This window comes from Paucibacter sp. KCTC 42545 (genome assembly GCF_001477625.1).
Taxonomy (GTDB): domain Bacteria; phylum Pseudomonadota; class Gammaproteobacteria; order Burkholderiales; family Burkholderiaceae_C; genus Paucibacter_A.
The window spans coordinates 1,619,441-1,634,879 of record NZ_CP013692.1 but is presented as its reverse complement, the minus strand read 5'-3'; the positions used below and the strand labels follow the sequence as shown (position 1 = coordinate 1,634,879).

The window sequence follows — 15,439 nt, the reverse complement described above, 5'->3', positions numbered from 1 at the left end:
ATCACCCTTGGGCTCAGCATTTCAAGCCCAAGTGTGAACAGTGGCGGTGATGCCACGGCCCAACTCCTCAGGCTTGAGGACTGGCGCCGCCAGCGCTGCGTTTACTGCCCGCCCGCCTCCACCGGCAGGCCCTCGGCACGCCAGCGCAACATGCCGCCGTTCAAATTGGCTACCAAGCCAAAACCCGCTTTGCGCAAGAGGACGGTAGCTTGGGCCGAACGGGCGCCCGAGCGGCACACCGCCACCACCGGCCGGCTGGCGTCGAGTTCTGTCGCGCGCTGGGCCAGCTCAGACAGCGGCAGCAAACGCGCGCCGCGCAAATGGCCCAGCACATCGCTGAACTCCGGCGCTTCACGCACATCCACAATCTGGATGCTGGCACCGTCACTGGCGGCCAGGCGTTCATACAAGGCATTGGCCTGAATCTCCCAGATGCCGCTGAAGTTGCAGGTCAGCGGCGCCCAGTTCATCTCGTTCGGGGTCAGGTCTTGCGCCTGCGGTTGACCGCAGCGCAAATTGGCCGGCACGGCAATGTCCATCAGCTTGGGGTGCGGCAGGCCCAGGTGGTTCATATAACCGGCGAAGTCGGCCTCGTTGATGTCGCCGCCCAGGCGGGGGTTGAAGCGCCGCTCTTCCTCCACACTGGTCACCGTCAAGCCACGGTAGTCATGGCCGGGGTACAGCAGGCAGCTGGCAGGCAGGCTCAGCAATTGCTCGCGCACCGAGCGATACAACTGGCTGGGGCTCCCTTGCTGGAAATCGGTGCGGCCGCAGCCGCGGATCAACAAGCTGTCGCCTGTGAAGGCCTTGCTTTGATCGTCCAGCACATAGCTCAGGCAGCCGCTGGTGTGGCCGGGTGTGGCCCGCACTTCGACAAAACGCTGGCCGAACATGACGCGGTCCCCATGCCGCAGCGCCCGGTCCACATTGGCGGCACCCGCTTGCTCGGCCAGCAGGATCTGGCTGCCGCAGGCTTGTTTGAGCAGCCAGGCGCCGGTCACATGATCGGCATGCACATGGGTGTCCAGGCTGGCCACCAGGCGCAGGCCCAGTTCACGCAACAAGGCGATATCGCGGCGTTCGTTCTCGAACACCGGGTCAATGATCAAGGCCTCGCCCGAGATCGAATCGCCCAGCACATAGGTGTAGGTGGACGATGTGGGGTCAAACAATTGGCGAAAGATCAACATCTGCGCTACTCCTGATTCCGAGCCGAGAAAAAATCAACCAAGCCCATGCCCAGCAGCATGGCGGGTACAAAGATCCAAGCCTCAGGCAAACCGCTGCTCAAGGCCACCAAGGCCGGGCCAGGGCAAAAGCCGGCAACACCCCAGCCAACACCAAACAAAACGCCGCCGCCGATCAAGCGCCAGTCAATGCGCCGGTCCTGCGGCATCTCGATGCGATCACCACTCCAGGCGCGCTCACGCCGCTTGGCAAGCGCAAAGGCCAGCAGACCAATGGCAATGGCCCCGCCCATCACCAAGGCCAGGCTCGGGTCCCAGGCACCGAACAAATCCAAAAAGCCCTTCACCTTGGCCGGATCGGTCATGCCGCTGAGCAGCAGGCCAAGGCCAAACAAAAGCCCACTCAATAAAGCCAAAACGAATCGCATCACGCCAGCCCTCTCACCCAACATGCCGCAGCACCAGCACGGTCACAAAACCCGCGCCCATGAAGCAAAGCACATTGACCAGCGAGCGCAAGGACAAGCGGCTCAAGCCGCAAACACCGTGGCCGCTGGTGCAGCCATTGGCTAGGCGCACGCCAACACCCACCGCCAGGCCGGCGAAGACCAAGCCCCAGGTCCCCACATCCACCCGCGCGCTTGGCAAAGGCGCAAGCAAACGCCACAGCCATGGGGCCAGCAGCAGCCCCAACAAAAAGGCCAAGCGTGTCAGCTCAGGCCGCCAGTCGCTGCGGGTGAACAAGGCCCGAATTGGGCTGGCGACGATGCCGGAAATGCCGGCGATGCGGCCATTGCCGAGCAAAAACAAGGCGCTGGCAAGGCCGATCAGCAGGCCGCCGGCCAAGGCAGTCCAGGGGGTGAAAGATGTCCAGGCGATGCTCATGAGGGAAAAAGAAAGCTCAAGGCTTGTTGAAGAGTTCTAAAAAGTTGAAGTGGCGCTGCGCCAGCGGCGCGGCCCGGGGCGGGGCGGCGGTCTCTCAGTTTAGCCTTCAGGCCAGCGCCGATTGGCGCAAAACAAACCCGCGCTGGGGCGGGCTTTGGCCGCACAAGGCATGATGCCGGCCATGACTCGCAGTCCAAACCTTCACACACCCTGGGCCGCCTACGCCTGCCTGGCCCTCAGCACCAGCTTGGTCGGCAGCTATGTCGGCTTGTCTAAGCTCTTGGTAGCCGTGTTCCCCGTGTTCTTGCTAGCTTGGCTGCGCTTTGGCATGGCGGCGGTGCTGATGGCGGCGTGGCTCAAGCCAGCCAGTGGCGAAGCGGCCTTGGACCGGCGCAGCAAAATCTTGCTGTTCTGGGAGTCCTTCATCGGCAACTTCCTGTTTTCGATCTGTCTGCTGTTCGGGCTGCAGCACAGCTCAGCCGTGGTGGCCGGGGTGATTTTGGCGGCCATCCCAGCGGCGGTGGCCTTGCTGAGCCGGATATTGCTGGGTGAGCGCATTGCTGCTCGCGTCGGCTGGGGGATTGCCCTGGGCGTGGCCGGCATCGCCTTGGTGGCGCTGGAGCGCGGGCAAATCACAGCGCAAGCGAACACGCCAACATCGGCGCTGGGCGCCCTGCTGCTGATCGGCGCGGTGTTCTGCGAAGCCGCTTATGTGGTGATCGGCAAAAAGCTCACCGCCCAGGTCTCGCCCAAACGCATCAGCGCGCTGATCAATCTTTGGGGCCTGGTGCTGGTGACACCGCTGGGCCTTTGGCAGGCGCAGAGCTTTGATTTCAGCCTGCCCAGCTTGTCTATCTGGGGCTTGCTGCTGTTTTACGCAGGGGCCGCCAGCATGGTGACGGTGTGGCTGTGGATGACGGGCTTGCGTCAAGTGCCGGCCGCCAAGGCGGGCGTATTCATGGTCTTCCTGCCGGTGGCGACCGGCTTGGTGGGCCTGGCACTCGGCGAGCGCTTGAGCCCCGTACAAGCCCTGGCCTACGCGATGGCGCTTGTCGGTGTTCTGCTGGCGACAGCACCGTCCCGGCGTGCATGAGAAACTGGCACCTCAAACCAATTCCAGGCAAGACCTGACCCTCATTCACCCGCACCCATGAGTTCTGTTCCAACGCCCACCCATCTGCGCAGCCACCAATTCGCGGGCCTCAAAGCCGGCCCTCGCCTGCTGGTCAGCGCCGCCGTGCACGGCAATGAAGTCTGCGGCGTGCAGGCGATTGAGGCCGTGATGGCCGAACTTGACAGTGGCCGCCTGACGCTGCTGCGCGGCACGCTCACCCTGGTGCCCATCGTCAACCCGCTGGCGCATGCCCTGGGTCGGCGTGAAGGTGAGCGCAATCTGAACCGCAATCTGCGCCCGCCGGTGATCGCCCAAGATTTTGAGGATCGCATCGCCGCGCGCCTATGCCCCTTGCTCGCCAGCCACGATGTGCTGCTGGACCTGCACTCCTTCCAAGGCCAGGGCCAGCCCTTTGTGATGCTGGGCCCGCGCGACAACCAAGGCGAGTTGGAACCCTTTGCCTGGGCCGCCCAAGAAGCGGCCATGGCCGCCTGCCTTGGGCCGGCGCGCATTGTTGAAGGATGGCTGTCCACCTACGCCCTGGGTCTGCAACGGCGTGCCGCCAAAGGCAGCGACGGCTCGCGCGCCCAGGCCCTGGTGCAAGACCCGCATTACGGCGTTGGCACCACCGAGTACATGCGCTCGCAAGGCGGCTATGGCCTCACCCTGGAATGCGGCCAGCACCAAGATCCCGGCGCGCCGGAAGTGGCCCGGCTGGCAATTCTGCGTACCCTGGTCTTGCTGGGCATGATTGACCCAGCGGCAGTGGAAGCCCACCGGCCGGCCATCGCGCCCGAGTTGCTGCAGCTCTACGAAGTCATCGACCGGGAGCATGCCGATGACAGCTTCGAGCGTGAATGGGCCAGCTTTGACGCCGTGGAACAAGGCCAGCGCATCGGCACCCGCCACGACGGCAGCCCGGTGCTGGCGCCAGCGGCGGGCCGCATCGTTTTCCCCAATAACAAGGCCCAGCCAGGCCAGGAATGGTTCTACCTGGCGCGGCCCAGCGAGCGCAAATTATGAAAATCGATTTTGTCTCTGATGTTTCTTGCCCTTGGTGCGCCATCGGCCTGAAGTCCCTCGAACAGGCCCTGGCTCGCGTGCCCGAGCTGCAGGTGGACTTGCACTTCCAGCCCTTCGAGCTGAACCCGCAAATGGCGCCGGAAGGCGAAGAGATCAACGCCCATCTGGCGCGCAAATACGGCGCAGGCCCTGAGCAAATGGCCCAAACCCGCGAGATGATTCGCGAGCGCGGCGCGGCCCTGGGCTTCACCTTCACCAAGGGCGCACGCGACCGCATCTACAACACCTTCGACGCCCACCGCCTGCTGCACTGGGCCGGCATGCAAGGCGGCGAGGCGCAAAAAACCCTCAAGCACGCCTTGCTGAAAGCCTACTTCACCGAAGGCAAGAACCCGGGCGACACGGCCGTGCTGCTGGAAGCCGCCACGGCCGCCGGACTCGATGCGACCGAGGCCGCCGAGGTGCTGGCATCGGGCCGCTACGCCGATGAAGTGCGCCAGGCCGAGGCCTTCTGGCAAAGCCAGGGCATCAACTCGGTGCCGGCCATCATCATCAACGAGCGCCATCTGATCTCGGGCGGCCAGACGCCTGAGGTGTTCGAACAGGCCTTGCGTCAAATCGCGCAGCAGATGCCCTGAGCGGCATAGGCGCCAGACTTCTGCAAGTCTGGCGCCCTACACTCGGGCAGTTCGAAACACCAACCCCGAGACGACAGATAAAGCGATGAGCGACTGGGCACAGCATGGCGAGTTCACCTTGCACTGGCAGGGTGATGTTTTGATGGCCAATTACAGCGGTACTTGGAACGAAGAAGCCGCCCGCCAATTGCACAAAAAAGCCACGCTACTTTGGCAGATGCGTGATGGCCGCCCTTGGGGCCTGCTCAGCGACGGCCGGCAATGGGAAGGCGGCACGCCCGAGGCCCTGGAATTGTGGTGGGGCTTCTTCGAAGACGGCGTACGCCACGGGCTGCGGGCCGCGACCGATATCTTGCCCACCAGTTTCCATGGGCTCATGGTGCGTGCTTTGAAAGAGCGCGCCGAGCAGCTAGCCCTGTATCGGCGCAGTGACAGCATCGAAGACGGCTTGCGCTGGTTGAGCGCCCAAGGATTCAACAGCGACTGAAGCGCTGGCTTGCCAACTAATTCAATCCGGCCGAGGGGCCGCTAGGGAGGCGACTGAAATGAACGACACCCATACCCAAGTCTTGCAGCAATGGCAAGAGGAAGAAGCCGCCGTACGGGCGAAGCTGCAGCAAGCCGTGGGCGTTGCCCGCCTGGATCAGGTTCGCGACCTGAGCGGGCTGGAGGCCATGCAAGCCATGCTGGACGGCGAGCTGCCGCCGCCGCCCATCGCCGAAACGCTGGACTTCATGCTGATATCGGTCGCACCTGGCGAGGCCGTCTTTCAGGGCCGCCCGCTGCGGCGCCACTACAACCCGCTGGGCACCGTGCACGGCGGCTGGTTTGCCACCTTGCTGGACTCGGCCCTCGGTTGCGCGGTGCACACCACCATGCCGGTGGGTCGCTCATACACCACGCTGGAATTCAAGGTCAATCTGGTGCGCGCACTGACCGAGCGGGTGCCGCTGGTGCGCGCCATCGGCAAGGTGGTGCATTCAGGCCGCCAGGTGGCCACGGCCGAAGCCAGCTTGGTGGGCCATGACGGACGTTTGTACGCCCACGCCAGCACCACCTGCCTGGTGTTCGAGATGCCGGAGCAGACCTGAGCGCGCGCCGGTCTTGCGGCCGGCGCTCGGACCTTAGCCGCGCGGAATCGCCGCAGCCTCAGCCGCCAGGCGAGTGATGCGGGCCCAATCTCCCGAATCAATCGCGTCTTGCGGCGTCAGCCAAGAGCCGCCGCACACCTTGACGTTGGCCAGCTTCAAAAACTGCGGCGCCGTTTCCAGCGTGATGCCGCCGGTGGGGCAAAAAGCCACATCCGGGAAGGGGCCGCCCAAGGCCTTGAGCAGATTGATGCCGCCCACCGCCACGGCCGGGAAGAGCTTGAGAAAGTTGTAACCCGCAGCATTGGCCTGCATCACCTCGCTGGCTGTCGAGACGCCGGGCAGCAAAGGCAGATCCAGTTCATGGCAGGCCGCACCGATGGCGTCGGTGTAACCGGGGCTGACGCCGAATTGGCAGCCGGCGTCACGCGCCGCTTTCACATCCGCGACCGAGCGCAAGGTGCCGGCGCCAACAATGGCCTCGGGCACCGCACGCGCCATCGCTTCCATGGCCTGCAAAGCCACCGGCGTGCGCAGCGTCACTTCCAGCACACGCACGCCACCGGCCACCAGGGCTTGGGCCAGCGGCACCGCGTCTTCCAGGCGCTGAATGACGATGACGGGAATGACGGGGCCGTAACTGGCCAGGCTGAGGGTATTGATGCTCATGTTTGTTCTTGTCTAGTGAATGGGTTTCAGGCGCGGTGATGCGAACTCGCTTAGAGCCAGCTGACCGCACCCTCTTCGGCCGTGCGCACATTGCGGCGCATGCCGGCAAACAAATCCCGGCCCAGGCCATGGCCGTTTTCCAGCACTTGCTCGGGCGTGATCCGCGCGTGTTCACGGGCGGCCCACTCTTCCGCCGGCACCAAGGCCTGCAAATCGCCCGAGACGGCGTCCATGCGCACGATGTCGCCATCACGCAGCTTGCCCAGCGGCCCACCGGCCAGGGCCTCGGGGCTGACGTGAATGGCAGCGGGCACCTTGCCCGAGGCGCCACTCATGCGGCCATCGGTCACCAAAGCCACCTTGAAGCCCCGGCCTTGCAGCACGGCCAGCGGCGGGGTCAGCTTGTGCAACTCAGGCATGCCATTGGCCTGCGGGCCTTGGAAGCGCACAACCACGATCACATCACGCTCCAGCTCACCGGCGTTGAACGCCGCCAACATGGCTTCTTGCGTGGTGAAGATGCGGGCCGGGGCTTCGATGATGTGGCGGTCATCCGGCACCGCCGAGACCTTGATGACGGCGCGGCCCAGATTGCCATCCAGCAGCTTGAGGCCACCGGTGGCACTGAAAGGCGCATCGGCGCGGCGCACCACGGAATCGTCACCACTGGCAGGGGCCAGGTCTTGCCAGGCCACTTGGCCATCAGCCAAATGCGGCACGCGGGCAAAGGGGCGCAGCGAATCGCCGGCCACGCTCAGCACATCTTCGTGCATCAGGCCTGCATCCATCAGCTCGCGGATCACAAAGCCCGGGCCGCCAGCCGATTGGAACTGGTTCACATCGGCAGCGCCATTCGGGTAGACGCGGGACAGCAAAGGCACCACACCGGACAGCTCCGAGAAATCGCTCCAGTCGATCAAGATGCCGGCCGAGCGCGCCACCGCCACCCAATGAATCAGGTGATTGGTGGAGCCGCCGGTGGCCAGCAGGGCCACCATGGCGTTGACGATGCAACGCTCATCCACCAGGCGGCCGATGGGGGTGTAACGCGCCCTGGCCGTGATCGCCAAGGCGTTGCGCACGGCCTCACGCGTCAGCGCTTCGCGCAGCGGGTCGTGCGGGTGAATGAAGGCGGCACCCGGCACATGCAAGCCCATGGCTTCGAGCAGCATCTGGTTGCTATTGGCCGTGCCGTAGAAGGTGCAGGTGCCCGCGCCGTGATAGGCCGCCGATTCGGCCTTGAGCAATTCCTCACGGCCGACCTTGCCTTGGGCATAGAGCTCGCGCACCTTGGCTTTTTCATTATTCGGCAAACCGCTGCTCATCGGCCCGGCCGGCACGAACACGCAGGGCAAATGGCCGAAGTGCAAGGCGCCGATCAAGAGGCCCGGCACGATCTTGTCGCATATGCCCAGCAGCAGCGCCGCGTCGAAAACATCGTGGCTGAGGCCAATGGCCGCGCTCATTGCGATGTTGTCGCGCGAGAACAAGCTCAGCTCCATGCCCGGCAGGCCTTGGGTGACCCCGTCACACATGGCGGGCACGCCGCCGGCCACTTGCACGGTGGCACCTTGCTTGTGCGCCTCGTCGCGGATCAGGGCCGGGTAGGCTTCGTAAGGCTGATGGGCCGACAACATATCGTTGTAAGCGGTGACGATGGCCAGATGCGGCCCCTTCTCCGCCACGATGCGGAACTTGTCATTGGCCGGCATCGCCGCCACCGCATGCGCCACATTGGCGCAACCCATGCGTTCCACGCCGCGCTTGCGGCCCGCCATGCGGTCAATCTGCTGCAAATACTCAGCACGCGTCGAGGCGCTGCGCTGGCGAATGCGATCGGTGACGGCAAGCAGGGTCTTGTTCATACGCAGGGCCGTGTAACTCGGCTTAGTGAAAATTAGTAACCATATTACAAGATTCACCCCGCCTCCGGGTTACATCAGAGGTACGAAGCAAGGCCATTCGGTCGCAGCACGCACCGCCCAAGGCGCCGGGAAGATCAAATCTTGCCACTTGCTTGCGGCGAAGTGGGCCATAGGCATGCGAGGATCGCGGCTTGCATTTTCTACCCACCGCCCTGCGGACCGCACCCCATAGCCTCGACACCTGACCCGACGCCCGCCCCGCCCATGTTCAGCAAACCGCTCAGCGCCAACGCCACTCTCAAGCCAACACCCATTGCCGCCGCGCTGTACCGGCTGATTGAGATTGGCGCTCTCCTCGGGCTTTTGCATTTGGGCCTGCACGCCAGCAACGCGCTGGCCATCGAGCTACCCAAAGGCCTTGTGCCGGAGGCGGTGCGCACGCAGATCAACAGCATTGGCGCACCCGCGGCGACCAGCGGCAAGGCCGCCAGTTCAGCCACAGCAAGCGGCACCGACTGGGCCGCCCGATTGGATGCGGCGCGTGCCTATCACCAGCAATTGCAGCTCAAAAGCAGCGAGAGCGAGCCTTTGCTGCCTGAGCGCACCTTGGCCGCCGCGCGCCGCCTGATGCTGCTGTCCGCCCAGCTGCAAACCAGCATGGAGCCCAGCGCCAATGGCGGTGCCAATGCTGCGGGCGGGCCAGCAGCCGCCACACTGACCCCGCTGCCCGGTCTGCCGCCCTACAGCATGATCGATGTGGATGCCCTGCGCGATCAGCTCGACGCTTTGCTGGGGCGCCAGGCGGGGCTGAAAATGCAGGGCAAGTCGCTGGAGACCGAGGTGGCCGCCGCGGTCGAAGCGCGCACCAGCGCCGAAGCCACTTTGCGCCGTCGCCAAGACCAGGCGGCGCAGCTCCGCTTGGCCGATGGCCAGAAAAAGGCCGCGGCTCAGCTGGAACTCAGTCAGATTCAAGCCGAAGTCGCCGACCTTGAAGTGCTGCAGGCCGATCAAGCCCGCAGCAAGGCCCGCGATGCCCTGGAAAGCCTGGCCCAGCCCATTGCGCAGTTGCAAGCCGAGGTAGCCCGCGTCAGCCCGCATCAAGAACTGTCTGACGCCGAACTGCGCCGCCTGACCAAGGAATTCGCCAAGGAAAAAGACCGCGCGACGGCCGAGCGCCTCAAGCTGGAAGCCCAGATCGGGCGGCTGCAAAGCGCCGAGCTGCCCAGCTCGGGCGCCGAGAGCCTTCGTCTGGAGCTTGAAGCCCTGCGCATGGCGCTGAGCGGTCTGCGCGAACTGGAGTCCCTGGCCCGCGAGAAGACCCGTCTGTGGCAAGCCCGCCAAGCCGCCTGGGCGGCGGGCGATAGCGCCGAGAAAAAGCAGGCCGCGGCCGAGAGCCTCAATCGCGGAGACGAGTTGGTGCTGGGGCGGCTGCAAGGTGCGGCCAAACAAGGCGACTTCCTGCGCGCCGAGTTACGCGGCCAGGAGGCGCGGATGCAGGACATGGCGGCTGACGACGTCCACCGTGCCGAACAGCAGCGCATCTTGACGGCTTTGCAAACTCAGCTGAATGTGCGGGAGCGCTTGATTTCGGAGCTCAGCCGCGCCCATCTCTTGTTGACCCGCAGCCGTGCCGATATGGGCCTGGGCCTGCAGCCCGACGATGCCAAGAGCTGGCTCAAGCAGCTGGCCAGCTGGTCGGCCGGCTTTGCCGCTTATCTCTGGAATTACGAGCTCTTCAGCGCCACCGAGAACACGCAGATCGACGGCAATGTCGTCACCGTCGACTACGGCGTGACCGTGGGCAAAAGCCTGGGCATCTTGATCATGCTGGGCGCGGGTTACGGCCTCTCGCGCTGGTTGTCTAACGTGCTGATCAATCAGATGGCGCGGCGCCTGCATCTCTCGGCCGCCTTGGCGCGCGTGCTGCGGCGCTGGTTGAACACCATCTTGCTGTTGGTCGTCTTGATGATCGTGCTGAAGCTGGCACGCATCCCGATTACCGCCTTTGCCTTCCTGGGTGGCGCCTTGGCGATTGGCGTTGGCTTTGGCGCGCAAAACGTCATCAAGAACCTGATCAGCGGCATCATCATCTTGTTCGAGCGCAAGATCCGGGTCGGCGATATTGTCTCGGTGGGCGGTATCTCGGGCACGGTGCAAACCGTGGATTTGCGAGCCACCACCTTGCGCGGCTTTGACGGCATTGATGCCATCGTGCCCAACTCCACCCTGCTTGAAAACCAGGTCAGCAACTGGAACGGCAGCAGCCCGGACATCCGCCGCGTGATCCTGGTCGGCGTGGCCTATGGCTCCGATGTGCGCCGGGCCACGCAATTGATCACCGACTGCGCCGCCAATCACCCCAGCGTCTTGCAAGACCCACCGCCCGAGGTCTTCTTCGACGACTTCGCTGCCGATGCGCTGAGCCTGCGCCTGCAGTTTTGGTTTCGCCTCAACGGCCCGCGCAGCGGCGCCGGGGTGGACAGCGATTTGCGCTTTGCCATCAACGACGCCTTGGCCGCCGCCGGCATCTCGATTGCATTCCCGCAGCGCGATGTGCATCTGGATCTAGTGGGCCCGATCAAGGTGGCGCTCGAAACAGCACCCAGCACCGACCAGCCAGCGACACCGCGCTAACCACCCGTTCTTTCAACCGCAAGGAATGTTCATGAACAAACGACTTTTCTTCTCGGCACTGGGCCTCACCGCACTGAGCCTGGCTGCCACGCCCGCCTGGGCGGATCAGTACCAGAACACCATCAAGGCCTTTGCCAAGGCCGAGCAGAGCGGCAAGATTGCCGAGACGGCCTATGGCTACGCGGTCTTCCCGACCATCGGCAAGGCTGGCTTTGGCATCGGCGGCGCCTACGGCCAAGGCCGTGTCTACGAGAAGGGCAAGCACATCGGCAATACCTCGATGACTCAGCTCAGCGTGGGCTTCCAACTCGGCGGCCAAGGCTTCAGCCAGATCATTTACTTCGAAGACCAGGCGGCCTTGAAGACCTTCACCAAGGGTGAGTTCGAATTCGGCGCCGAGGCCTCGGCCGTGGCCATCACCGCGGGTGCGGGCGCCAAGACAAGCACCACCGGCTCATCGGCACAGATCAGCGGTGACCGGGAGAACGCCAAATCGGTCGGCGCTTACAACCACGGCATGGCCATCTTCACCCTGCCTCAGGGCGGGCTGATGTATGAGGCCACCGTCAGTGGGCAGAAGTTCAGCTACAAAAAGAAGTGAGGCTGGAATGGCTCGGCTTCGCACAAGCCGAGCTGTTCGATCAAGGCGTACAGCGGGCTTGTTCGCCCGCTGTACTGGCCCGATTCACTGACGCGATTTACTCACCCAAATAAGCCGCCCTAACCTTCGGGTCATTGAGCAAGCTCATGCCCTCCCCGCTCATGGTGACTTCGCCGGACTCCATCACATAGCCGCGGTTGGCAATGGCCAACGCGCGGCTGGCGTTTTGCTCCACCAGCAGGATGGTCACGCCTTGCTTGTGGATGTCGCTCACCACTTCGAAGATCTTGTCCACCATGATGGGGCTCAAACCCATGCTGGGCTCGTCCAGCAGCAAGACTTTGGGCTGGGCCATCAGCGCGCGGCCCATGGCCAGCATCTGCTGCTCGCCGCCGCTCATGGTGCCGGCGAGTTGGTCTTTGCGCTCTTTGAGGCGCGGGAAGATGGTGAAGACTTTGTCGATGTCGGCCAGGATTTGCGCCTTGTCGCTGCGGATGTAGGCGCCCATCTGCAGGTTCTCGGTGATGGTCATGCGGGTGAAGGTGCCTCGGCCTTCGGGCACCATCACCAGGCCTTGCTTGACCAGATCCCAGCTGCCCTGGCCCTTGATGGCTTTGCCCAGGTACTCGACGCTGCCGTCGGCGATAGGTTGCAGGCCGGTGATGGCTTTGAGGGTGGTGGTCTTGCCCGCGCCGTTGGCGCCGATCAGGCTGACCAGCTCGCCTTGGCGCACTTCGAAGCTCGCCCCTTTGACGGCCTGAATGCCGCCGTAGGCCACCTTCAGGTCGCTGACCTTGAGCAATACATTGTTGTTCGACATGGTCACTGCTTCTTTTAATGGTTGGTGTGGCCCGCGCCCAGATAGGCTTCGATGACCTTCTCATTGCGCTGCACGTCGTAGGGCGTGCCTTCGGCGATTTGCTTGCCGTAGTCCAGCACCGTGACGCGGTCGCACAAGCCCATCACCAGCTTCACATCGTGTTCGATCAAGAGGATGGTGCGGCCGTCTTTGCGGATGCGGTCGATCAGCTCGCGCAGCACCACTTTCTCGGTGGCGTTCATGCCCGCGGCCGGCTCGTCCAGGGCGATCAGCTTGGGGTCGGTGGCCAGGGCGCGTGCGATCTCCAGGCGGCGCTGGTCGCCGTAGCTCAGGGTGCGGGCTTTGAAGTCGGCGTACTTGCCGATGCCCACATAGTCGAGCAGCTCTTGCGCGCGCTTGGCAATGGCCGCTTCTTCCGCCTTGAAGCTGGGGGTGCGCAGCACCGCGCCCAGCAGGCCCGAGCCCGAGCGCACGTGGCGGCCCACCATCACGTTCTCCAGCGCCGTCATTTCAGCGAAGAGGCGGATGTTCTGGAAGGTGCGCGCAATGCCGGCCTTGGCCACTTGGTGCACGGCCTGCGGGGTGTAGGGCGCGCCGCCGAGCTCGAAGGTGCCAGCGTCCGGCGTGTAGAGCCCGGTGATGACGTTGAAGAAGGTGGTCTTGCCTGCGCCGTTGGGGCCGATCAGGCCGTAGACCTGACCCTTCATGATTTTGATGCCCACGTCGCTGAGGGCTTGCAAGCCGCCGAAGCGCTTGGACACGCCGCTGACGTGCAGAACGATTTGATCTGTCATGTTGTTCTCCTCGCTCATTTCTTCGTCGGCACAGGGGCGGCCTTGCCATGCTCAGGGGCGGGCCACAGGCCACGCGGGCGGATCAGCATGATGCTGATCATGGCCAGGGCCACCAGCAGCTGGCGCAGGATGGCGGCGTCCAGGCGACCGCCGGTCATTTCTTGCAGCGGGCCGGCGGCGTAGCGCAGCACTTCAGGCAGGGCCGACAGCAGCAGCGCGCCCAGGATCACGCCGGGGATGTGGCCGATGCCGCCCAGCACCACCATGGCCACGATCATCACGCTCTCTTGCAGGCTGAAGGACTCCGGGCTCACAAAGCCCTGGAAGCTGGCGAACATGGAGCCGGCGACACCGCCGAAGGTCGCACCCATGCCGAAGGCCAGCAATTTGAGATTGCGGGTGTTGATGCCCATGGCCTTGGCGGCGATCTCGTCTTCACGGATGGCCATCCAGGCGCGGCCAATGCGGCTGTTCTCCAGCCGGTAGCAGATCAGCACGCTGAACACCACCAGGGTCAGGAAGAGGTAGTAGTACAGGGTCACCGAGGGCAGCGTGGTGCCGAAGATTTCCAGGCCCTTGCCCAGGTCAACGCCGAAGAAGTGAATGGCGTCGATCTGGCCGATGCCGCGCGGGCCGTTGGTGATGTTGGCCGGGTGCTCCAGATTGTTCAGGAAGACGCGGATGATTTCGCCAAAGCCAAGCGTCACGATGGCCAGATAGTCGCCGTGCAGCTTCAGCGTGGGCGCACCCAGCATGACGCCGAAGAAGGCCGCCAGGCCCGCGCCCAGCGGCACCACGATCCACAAGGGCGAATGCAGGCCATCGGGGAAGGCGGCGCGGAAGGCTTCGAAGTTCTCACTCAGGTGCGGGCTGCTCAGCAGCGCGAACATATAGGCGCCGACGGCGTAGAAGGCCACATAGCCCAGGTCCAGCAAGCCGGCGTAGCCGACCACGATGTTCAGGCCCAGAGCCAGCATCACGTAGAGCAAGGCCAGGTCGATGATGCGCACCGGGCCGTTGCCCAGCTGCTGCGCGAACAGCGGCAGCACCAGCAAGCCGATGGCCGCCAGGCCGAAGACGAAGAGTTTGTTCTTTTGCATATTGAGTTCTCCTTCAGCCACGCTCAGGCACGGTCGGCCACACGCTCACCCAGCAGGCCCGAGGGTCGCAGGGTCAGCACCAGGATCAGCGCCACGAAGGCGAAGATGTCGGCGTAATGGCTGCCCAGCACGCCGCCGGTCAGATCACCCAGATAGCCCGCGCCGATGGCTTCGATCAGGCCCAGCAAGACGCCGCCCACCATCGCACCGGCCAAGTTACCCACACCGCCCAGCACCGCGGCCGTGAAGGCCTTCAGGCCAGGCATAAAGCCCATGGTGTGTTGCACCGTGCCGTAGTTGGCCGCCCACATCAGGCCGGCCACCGCGGCCAGGGCCGCACCGATCACAAAGGTGGTGGAGATGATGAAGTCGGGCTTCACGCCCATCAGGCCGGCCACCTTGGGGTTCTCAGCCGTGGCGCGCATCGCGCGGCCCAGCTTGGTGTGATTGACCAGCCACATCAGCGCGGCCAGGATCACCACCGTCACGCCCAGAATCAGGCACTGCGTCACCGAGATCACCGGGCCACCGAGGTCGATGGGCGTGGTGGGCAGCAGCAGCGGGAAGGGCTTGGGGCTCGGCTTCCAGATGATCATGGCCAAGGTCTGCAGCAGCAGCGACATGCCCATGGCCGTGATCAGGGGGGCTAAGCGCGGCGCATTGCGCAAGGGCCGGTAGGCCACCTTCTCGACCACGAAGTTCAGCGTCACGCAGGTCACCACCGCGCAGCCCAGCGCGATCAGCATCAGCGCCCAGCCCGGCAGGCCCGAGTCCGCCAGCGCCGTCACCACCGTCCAGCTCACCATACCGCCCACCATCAAGATCTCGCCATGCGCGAAATTGATCAAGTTGACGATGCCGTACACCATCGTGTACCCCAGGGCCACCAGGGCATACATGCTGCCCAGCACCAGACCATTGATGATCTGTTGCATAAAAGTTTCCATGCTTGAGTCCTTTGCTGCTTTTTTTCGGGAAGCGACAACAGGGTTGCCGCGCTGATCTGCGTCAAAGGTTTGCA

16 protein-coding genes are annotated in these 15,439 nt (G+C 64.2%); 7 read left to right on the top strand and 9 right to left on the bottom strand.

The features are described from left to right. Positions 1-101: 101 nt before the first annotated feature. From AT984_RS07315 to AT984_RS07305, 3 genes are read right to left on the bottom strand one after another with little or no spacing between them, the layout of a single operon-like run. Positions 102-1,187, bottom strand: a complete 1,086-nt coding sequence (locus AT984_RS07315) for an MBL fold metallo-hydrolase (protein WP_058722153.1) — start codon at positions 1,185-1,187, stop codon at positions 102-104. 8 nt (positions 1,188-1,195) lie between these two features. Then, positions 1,196-1,615, bottom strand: coding sequence for a DUF6691 family protein (locus tag AT984_RS07310; protein WP_058722152.1), 420 nt, complete (start codon positions 1,613-1,615; stop codon positions 1,196-1,198). A 13-nt stretch (positions 1,616-1,628) separates the two neighbouring features. After that, positions 1,629-2,072 (bottom strand): YeeE/YedE family protein, encoded by a 444-nt coding sequence (locus AT984_RS07305; protein WP_058719530.1) that lies wholly within the window; start codon positions 2,070-2,072, stop codon positions 1,629-1,631. 181 nt (positions 2,073-2,253) lie between these two features. Between AT984_RS07305 and AT984_RS07300 the strand changes: the two genes are divergently transcribed. From AT984_RS07300 to AT984_RS07280, 5 genes are all read left to right on the top strand, one after another. Next, positions 2,254-3,165 (top strand): DMT family transporter, encoded by a 912-nt coding sequence (locus AT984_RS07300; RefSeq protein ID WP_058722151.1) that lies wholly within the window; start codon positions 2,254-2,256, stop codon positions 3,163-3,165. A 57-nt stretch (positions 3,166-3,222) separates the two neighbouring features. Continuing rightward, on the top strand, positions 3,223-4,209 hold the full coding sequence (locus AT984_RS07295) for a succinylglutamate desuccinylase/aspartoacylase domain-containing protein (RefSeq protein ID WP_058719529.1): 987 nt from the start codon (positions 3,223-3,225) through the stop codon (positions 4,207-4,209). Further along, positions 4,206-4,847 (top strand): DsbA family oxidoreductase, encoded by a 642-nt coding sequence (locus AT984_RS07290; RefSeq protein WP_058719528.1) that lies wholly within the window; start codon positions 4,206-4,208, stop codon positions 4,845-4,847. Before AT984_RS07295 ends, AT984_RS07290 begins: the two co-directional genes overlap by 4 nt. Positions 4,848-4,932: 85 nt before the next feature. Beyond that, the gene (locus tag AT984_RS07285) at positions 4,933-5,334 is read left to right on the top strand and encodes a hypothetical protein (RefSeq protein WP_058719527.1); all 402 of its coding nucleotides are present in this window, start codon (positions 4,933-4,935) and stop codon (positions 5,332-5,334) included. Positions 5,335-5,392: 58 nt separating this feature from the next. After that, on the top strand, positions 5,393-5,938 hold the full coding sequence (locus AT984_RS07280; RefSeq protein WP_058719526.1) for a PaaI family thioesterase: 546 nt from the start codon (positions 5,393-5,395) through the stop codon (positions 5,936-5,938). Between the two features lie 33 nt (positions 5,939-5,971). On the opposite strand, the gene AT984_RS07275 is transcribed toward AT984_RS07280, so the two are convergent. Both AT984_RS07275 and edd read right to left on the bottom strand, forming a co-directional pair. Further along, positions 5,972-6,604 (bottom strand): bifunctional 4-hydroxy-2-oxoglutarate aldolase/2-dehydro-3-deoxy-phosphogluconate aldolase, encoded by a 633-nt coding sequence (locus AT984_RS07275; protein ID WP_197418269.1) that lies wholly within the window; start codon positions 6,602-6,604, stop codon positions 5,972-5,974. A gap of 50 nt (positions 6,605-6,654) precedes the next feature. Next, positions 6,655-8,469, bottom strand: coding sequence for a phosphogluconate dehydratase (edd, locus tag AT984_RS07270; protein ID WP_058719525.1), 1,815 nt, complete (start codon positions 8,467-8,469; stop codon positions 6,655-6,657). A gap of 264 nt (positions 8,470-8,733) precedes the next feature. Here edd and AT984_RS07265 point away from each other — a divergent pair, with 264 nt between their 5' ends. Both AT984_RS07265 and AT984_RS07260 read left to right on the top strand, forming a co-directional pair. Next, positions 8,734-11,103, top strand: coding sequence for a mechanosensitive ion channel domain-containing protein (locus AT984_RS07265; RefSeq protein ID WP_058719524.1), 2,370 nt, complete (start codon positions 8,734-8,736; stop codon positions 11,101-11,103). A 31-nt stretch (positions 11,104-11,134) separates the two neighbouring features. Continuing rightward, positions 11,135-11,704, top strand: a complete 570-nt coding sequence (locus AT984_RS07260; RefSeq protein ID WP_058722149.1) for a YSC84-related protein — start codon at positions 11,135-11,137, stop codon at positions 11,702-11,704. Positions 11,705-11,801: 97 nt separating this feature from the next. On the opposite strand, the gene AT984_RS07255 is transcribed toward AT984_RS07260, so the two are convergent. From AT984_RS07255 to AT984_RS07240, 4 genes are read right to left on the bottom strand one after another with little or no spacing between them, the layout of a single operon-like run. After that, entirely contained in the window at positions 11,802-12,524 is a 723-nt protein-coding gene (locus AT984_RS07255; RefSeq protein WP_058719523.1) for an ABC transporter ATP-binding protein, read from the bottom strand. 14 nt (positions 12,525-12,538) lie between these two features. Then, on the bottom strand, positions 12,539-13,318 hold the full coding sequence (locus AT984_RS07250; protein WP_231741581.1) for an ABC transporter ATP-binding protein: 780 nt from the start codon (positions 13,316-13,318) through the stop codon (positions 12,539-12,541). Between the two features lie 14 nt (positions 13,319-13,332). Continuing rightward, complete coding sequence (locus AT984_RS07245) at positions 13,333-14,418, bottom strand: ABC transporter permease subunit (RefSeq protein ID WP_058719521.1); 1,086 nt, start codon at positions 14,416-14,418, stop codon at positions 13,333-13,335. Between the two features lie 23 nt (positions 14,419-14,441). Further along, positions 14,442-15,365: a branched-chain amino acid ABC transporter permease gene (locus tag AT984_RS07240; RefSeq protein WP_058719520.1), complete on the bottom strand. Its 924-nt coding sequence runs from the start codon at positions 15,363-15,365 to the stop codon at positions 14,442-14,444. Between the last annotated feature and the right edge of the window lie 74 nt (positions 15,366-15,439).

Bases quoted from the DNA above. Each gene is read 5' to 3' on its own strand.
- AT984_RS07310 (WP_058722152.1), bottom strand. From the start codon at position 1,615: ATGCGATTCGTTTTGGCTTTATTGAGTGGGCTTTTGTTTGGCCTTGGC.
- AT984_RS07305 (WP_058719530.1), bottom strand. From the start codon at position 2,072: ATGAGCATCGCCTGGACATCTTTCACCCCCTGGACTGCCTTGGCCGGC.
- AT984_RS07300 (WP_058722151.1), top strand. From the start codon at position 2,254: ATGACTCGCAGTCCAAACCTTCACACACCCTGGGCCGCCTACGCCTGC.
- AT984_RS07295 (WP_058719529.1), top strand. From the start codon at position 3,223: ATGAGTTCTGTTCCAACGCCCACCCATCTGCGCAGCCACCAATTCGCG.
- AT984_RS07290 (WP_058719528.1), top strand. From the start codon at position 4,206: ATGAAAATCGATTTTGTCTCTGATGTTTCTTGCCCTTGGTGCGCCATC.
- AT984_RS07285 (WP_058719527.1), top strand. From the start codon at position 4,933: ATGAGCGACTGGGCACAGCATGGCGAGTTCACCTTGCACTGGCAGGGT.
- AT984_RS07280 (WP_058719526.1), top strand. From the start codon at position 5,393: ATGAACGACACCCATACCCAAGTCTTGCAGCAATGGCAAGAGGAAGAA.
- AT984_RS07275 (WP_197418269.1), bottom strand. From the start codon at position 6,604: ATGAGCATCAATACCCTCAGCCTGGCCAGTTACGGCCCCGTCATTCCC.
- edd (WP_058719525.1), bottom strand. From the start codon at position 8,469: ATGAACAAGACCCTGCTTGCCGTCACCGATCGCATTCGCCAGCGCAGC.
- AT984_RS07265 (WP_058719524.1), top strand. From the start codon at position 8,734: ATGTTCAGCAAACCGCTCAGCGCCAACGCCACTCTCAAGCCAACACCC.
- AT984_RS07260 (WP_058722149.1), top strand. From the start codon at position 11,135: ATGAACAAACGACTTTTCTTCTCGGCACTGGGCCTCACCGCACTGAGC.
- AT984_RS07255 (WP_058719523.1), bottom strand. From the start codon at position 12,524: ATGTCGAACAACAATGTATTGCTCAAGGTCAGCGACCTGAAGGTGGCC.
- AT984_RS07250 (WP_231741581.1), bottom strand. From the start codon at position 13,318: ATGACAGATCAAATCGTTCTGCACGTCAGCGGCGTGTCCAAGCGCTTC.
- AT984_RS07245 (WP_058719521.1), bottom strand. From the start codon at position 14,418: ATGCAAAAGAACAAACTCTTCGTCTTCGGCCTGGCGGCCATCGGCTTG.
- AT984_RS07240 (WP_058719520.1), bottom strand. From the start codon at position 15,365: ATGGAAACTTTTATGCAACAGATCATCAATGGTCTGGTGCTGGGCAGC.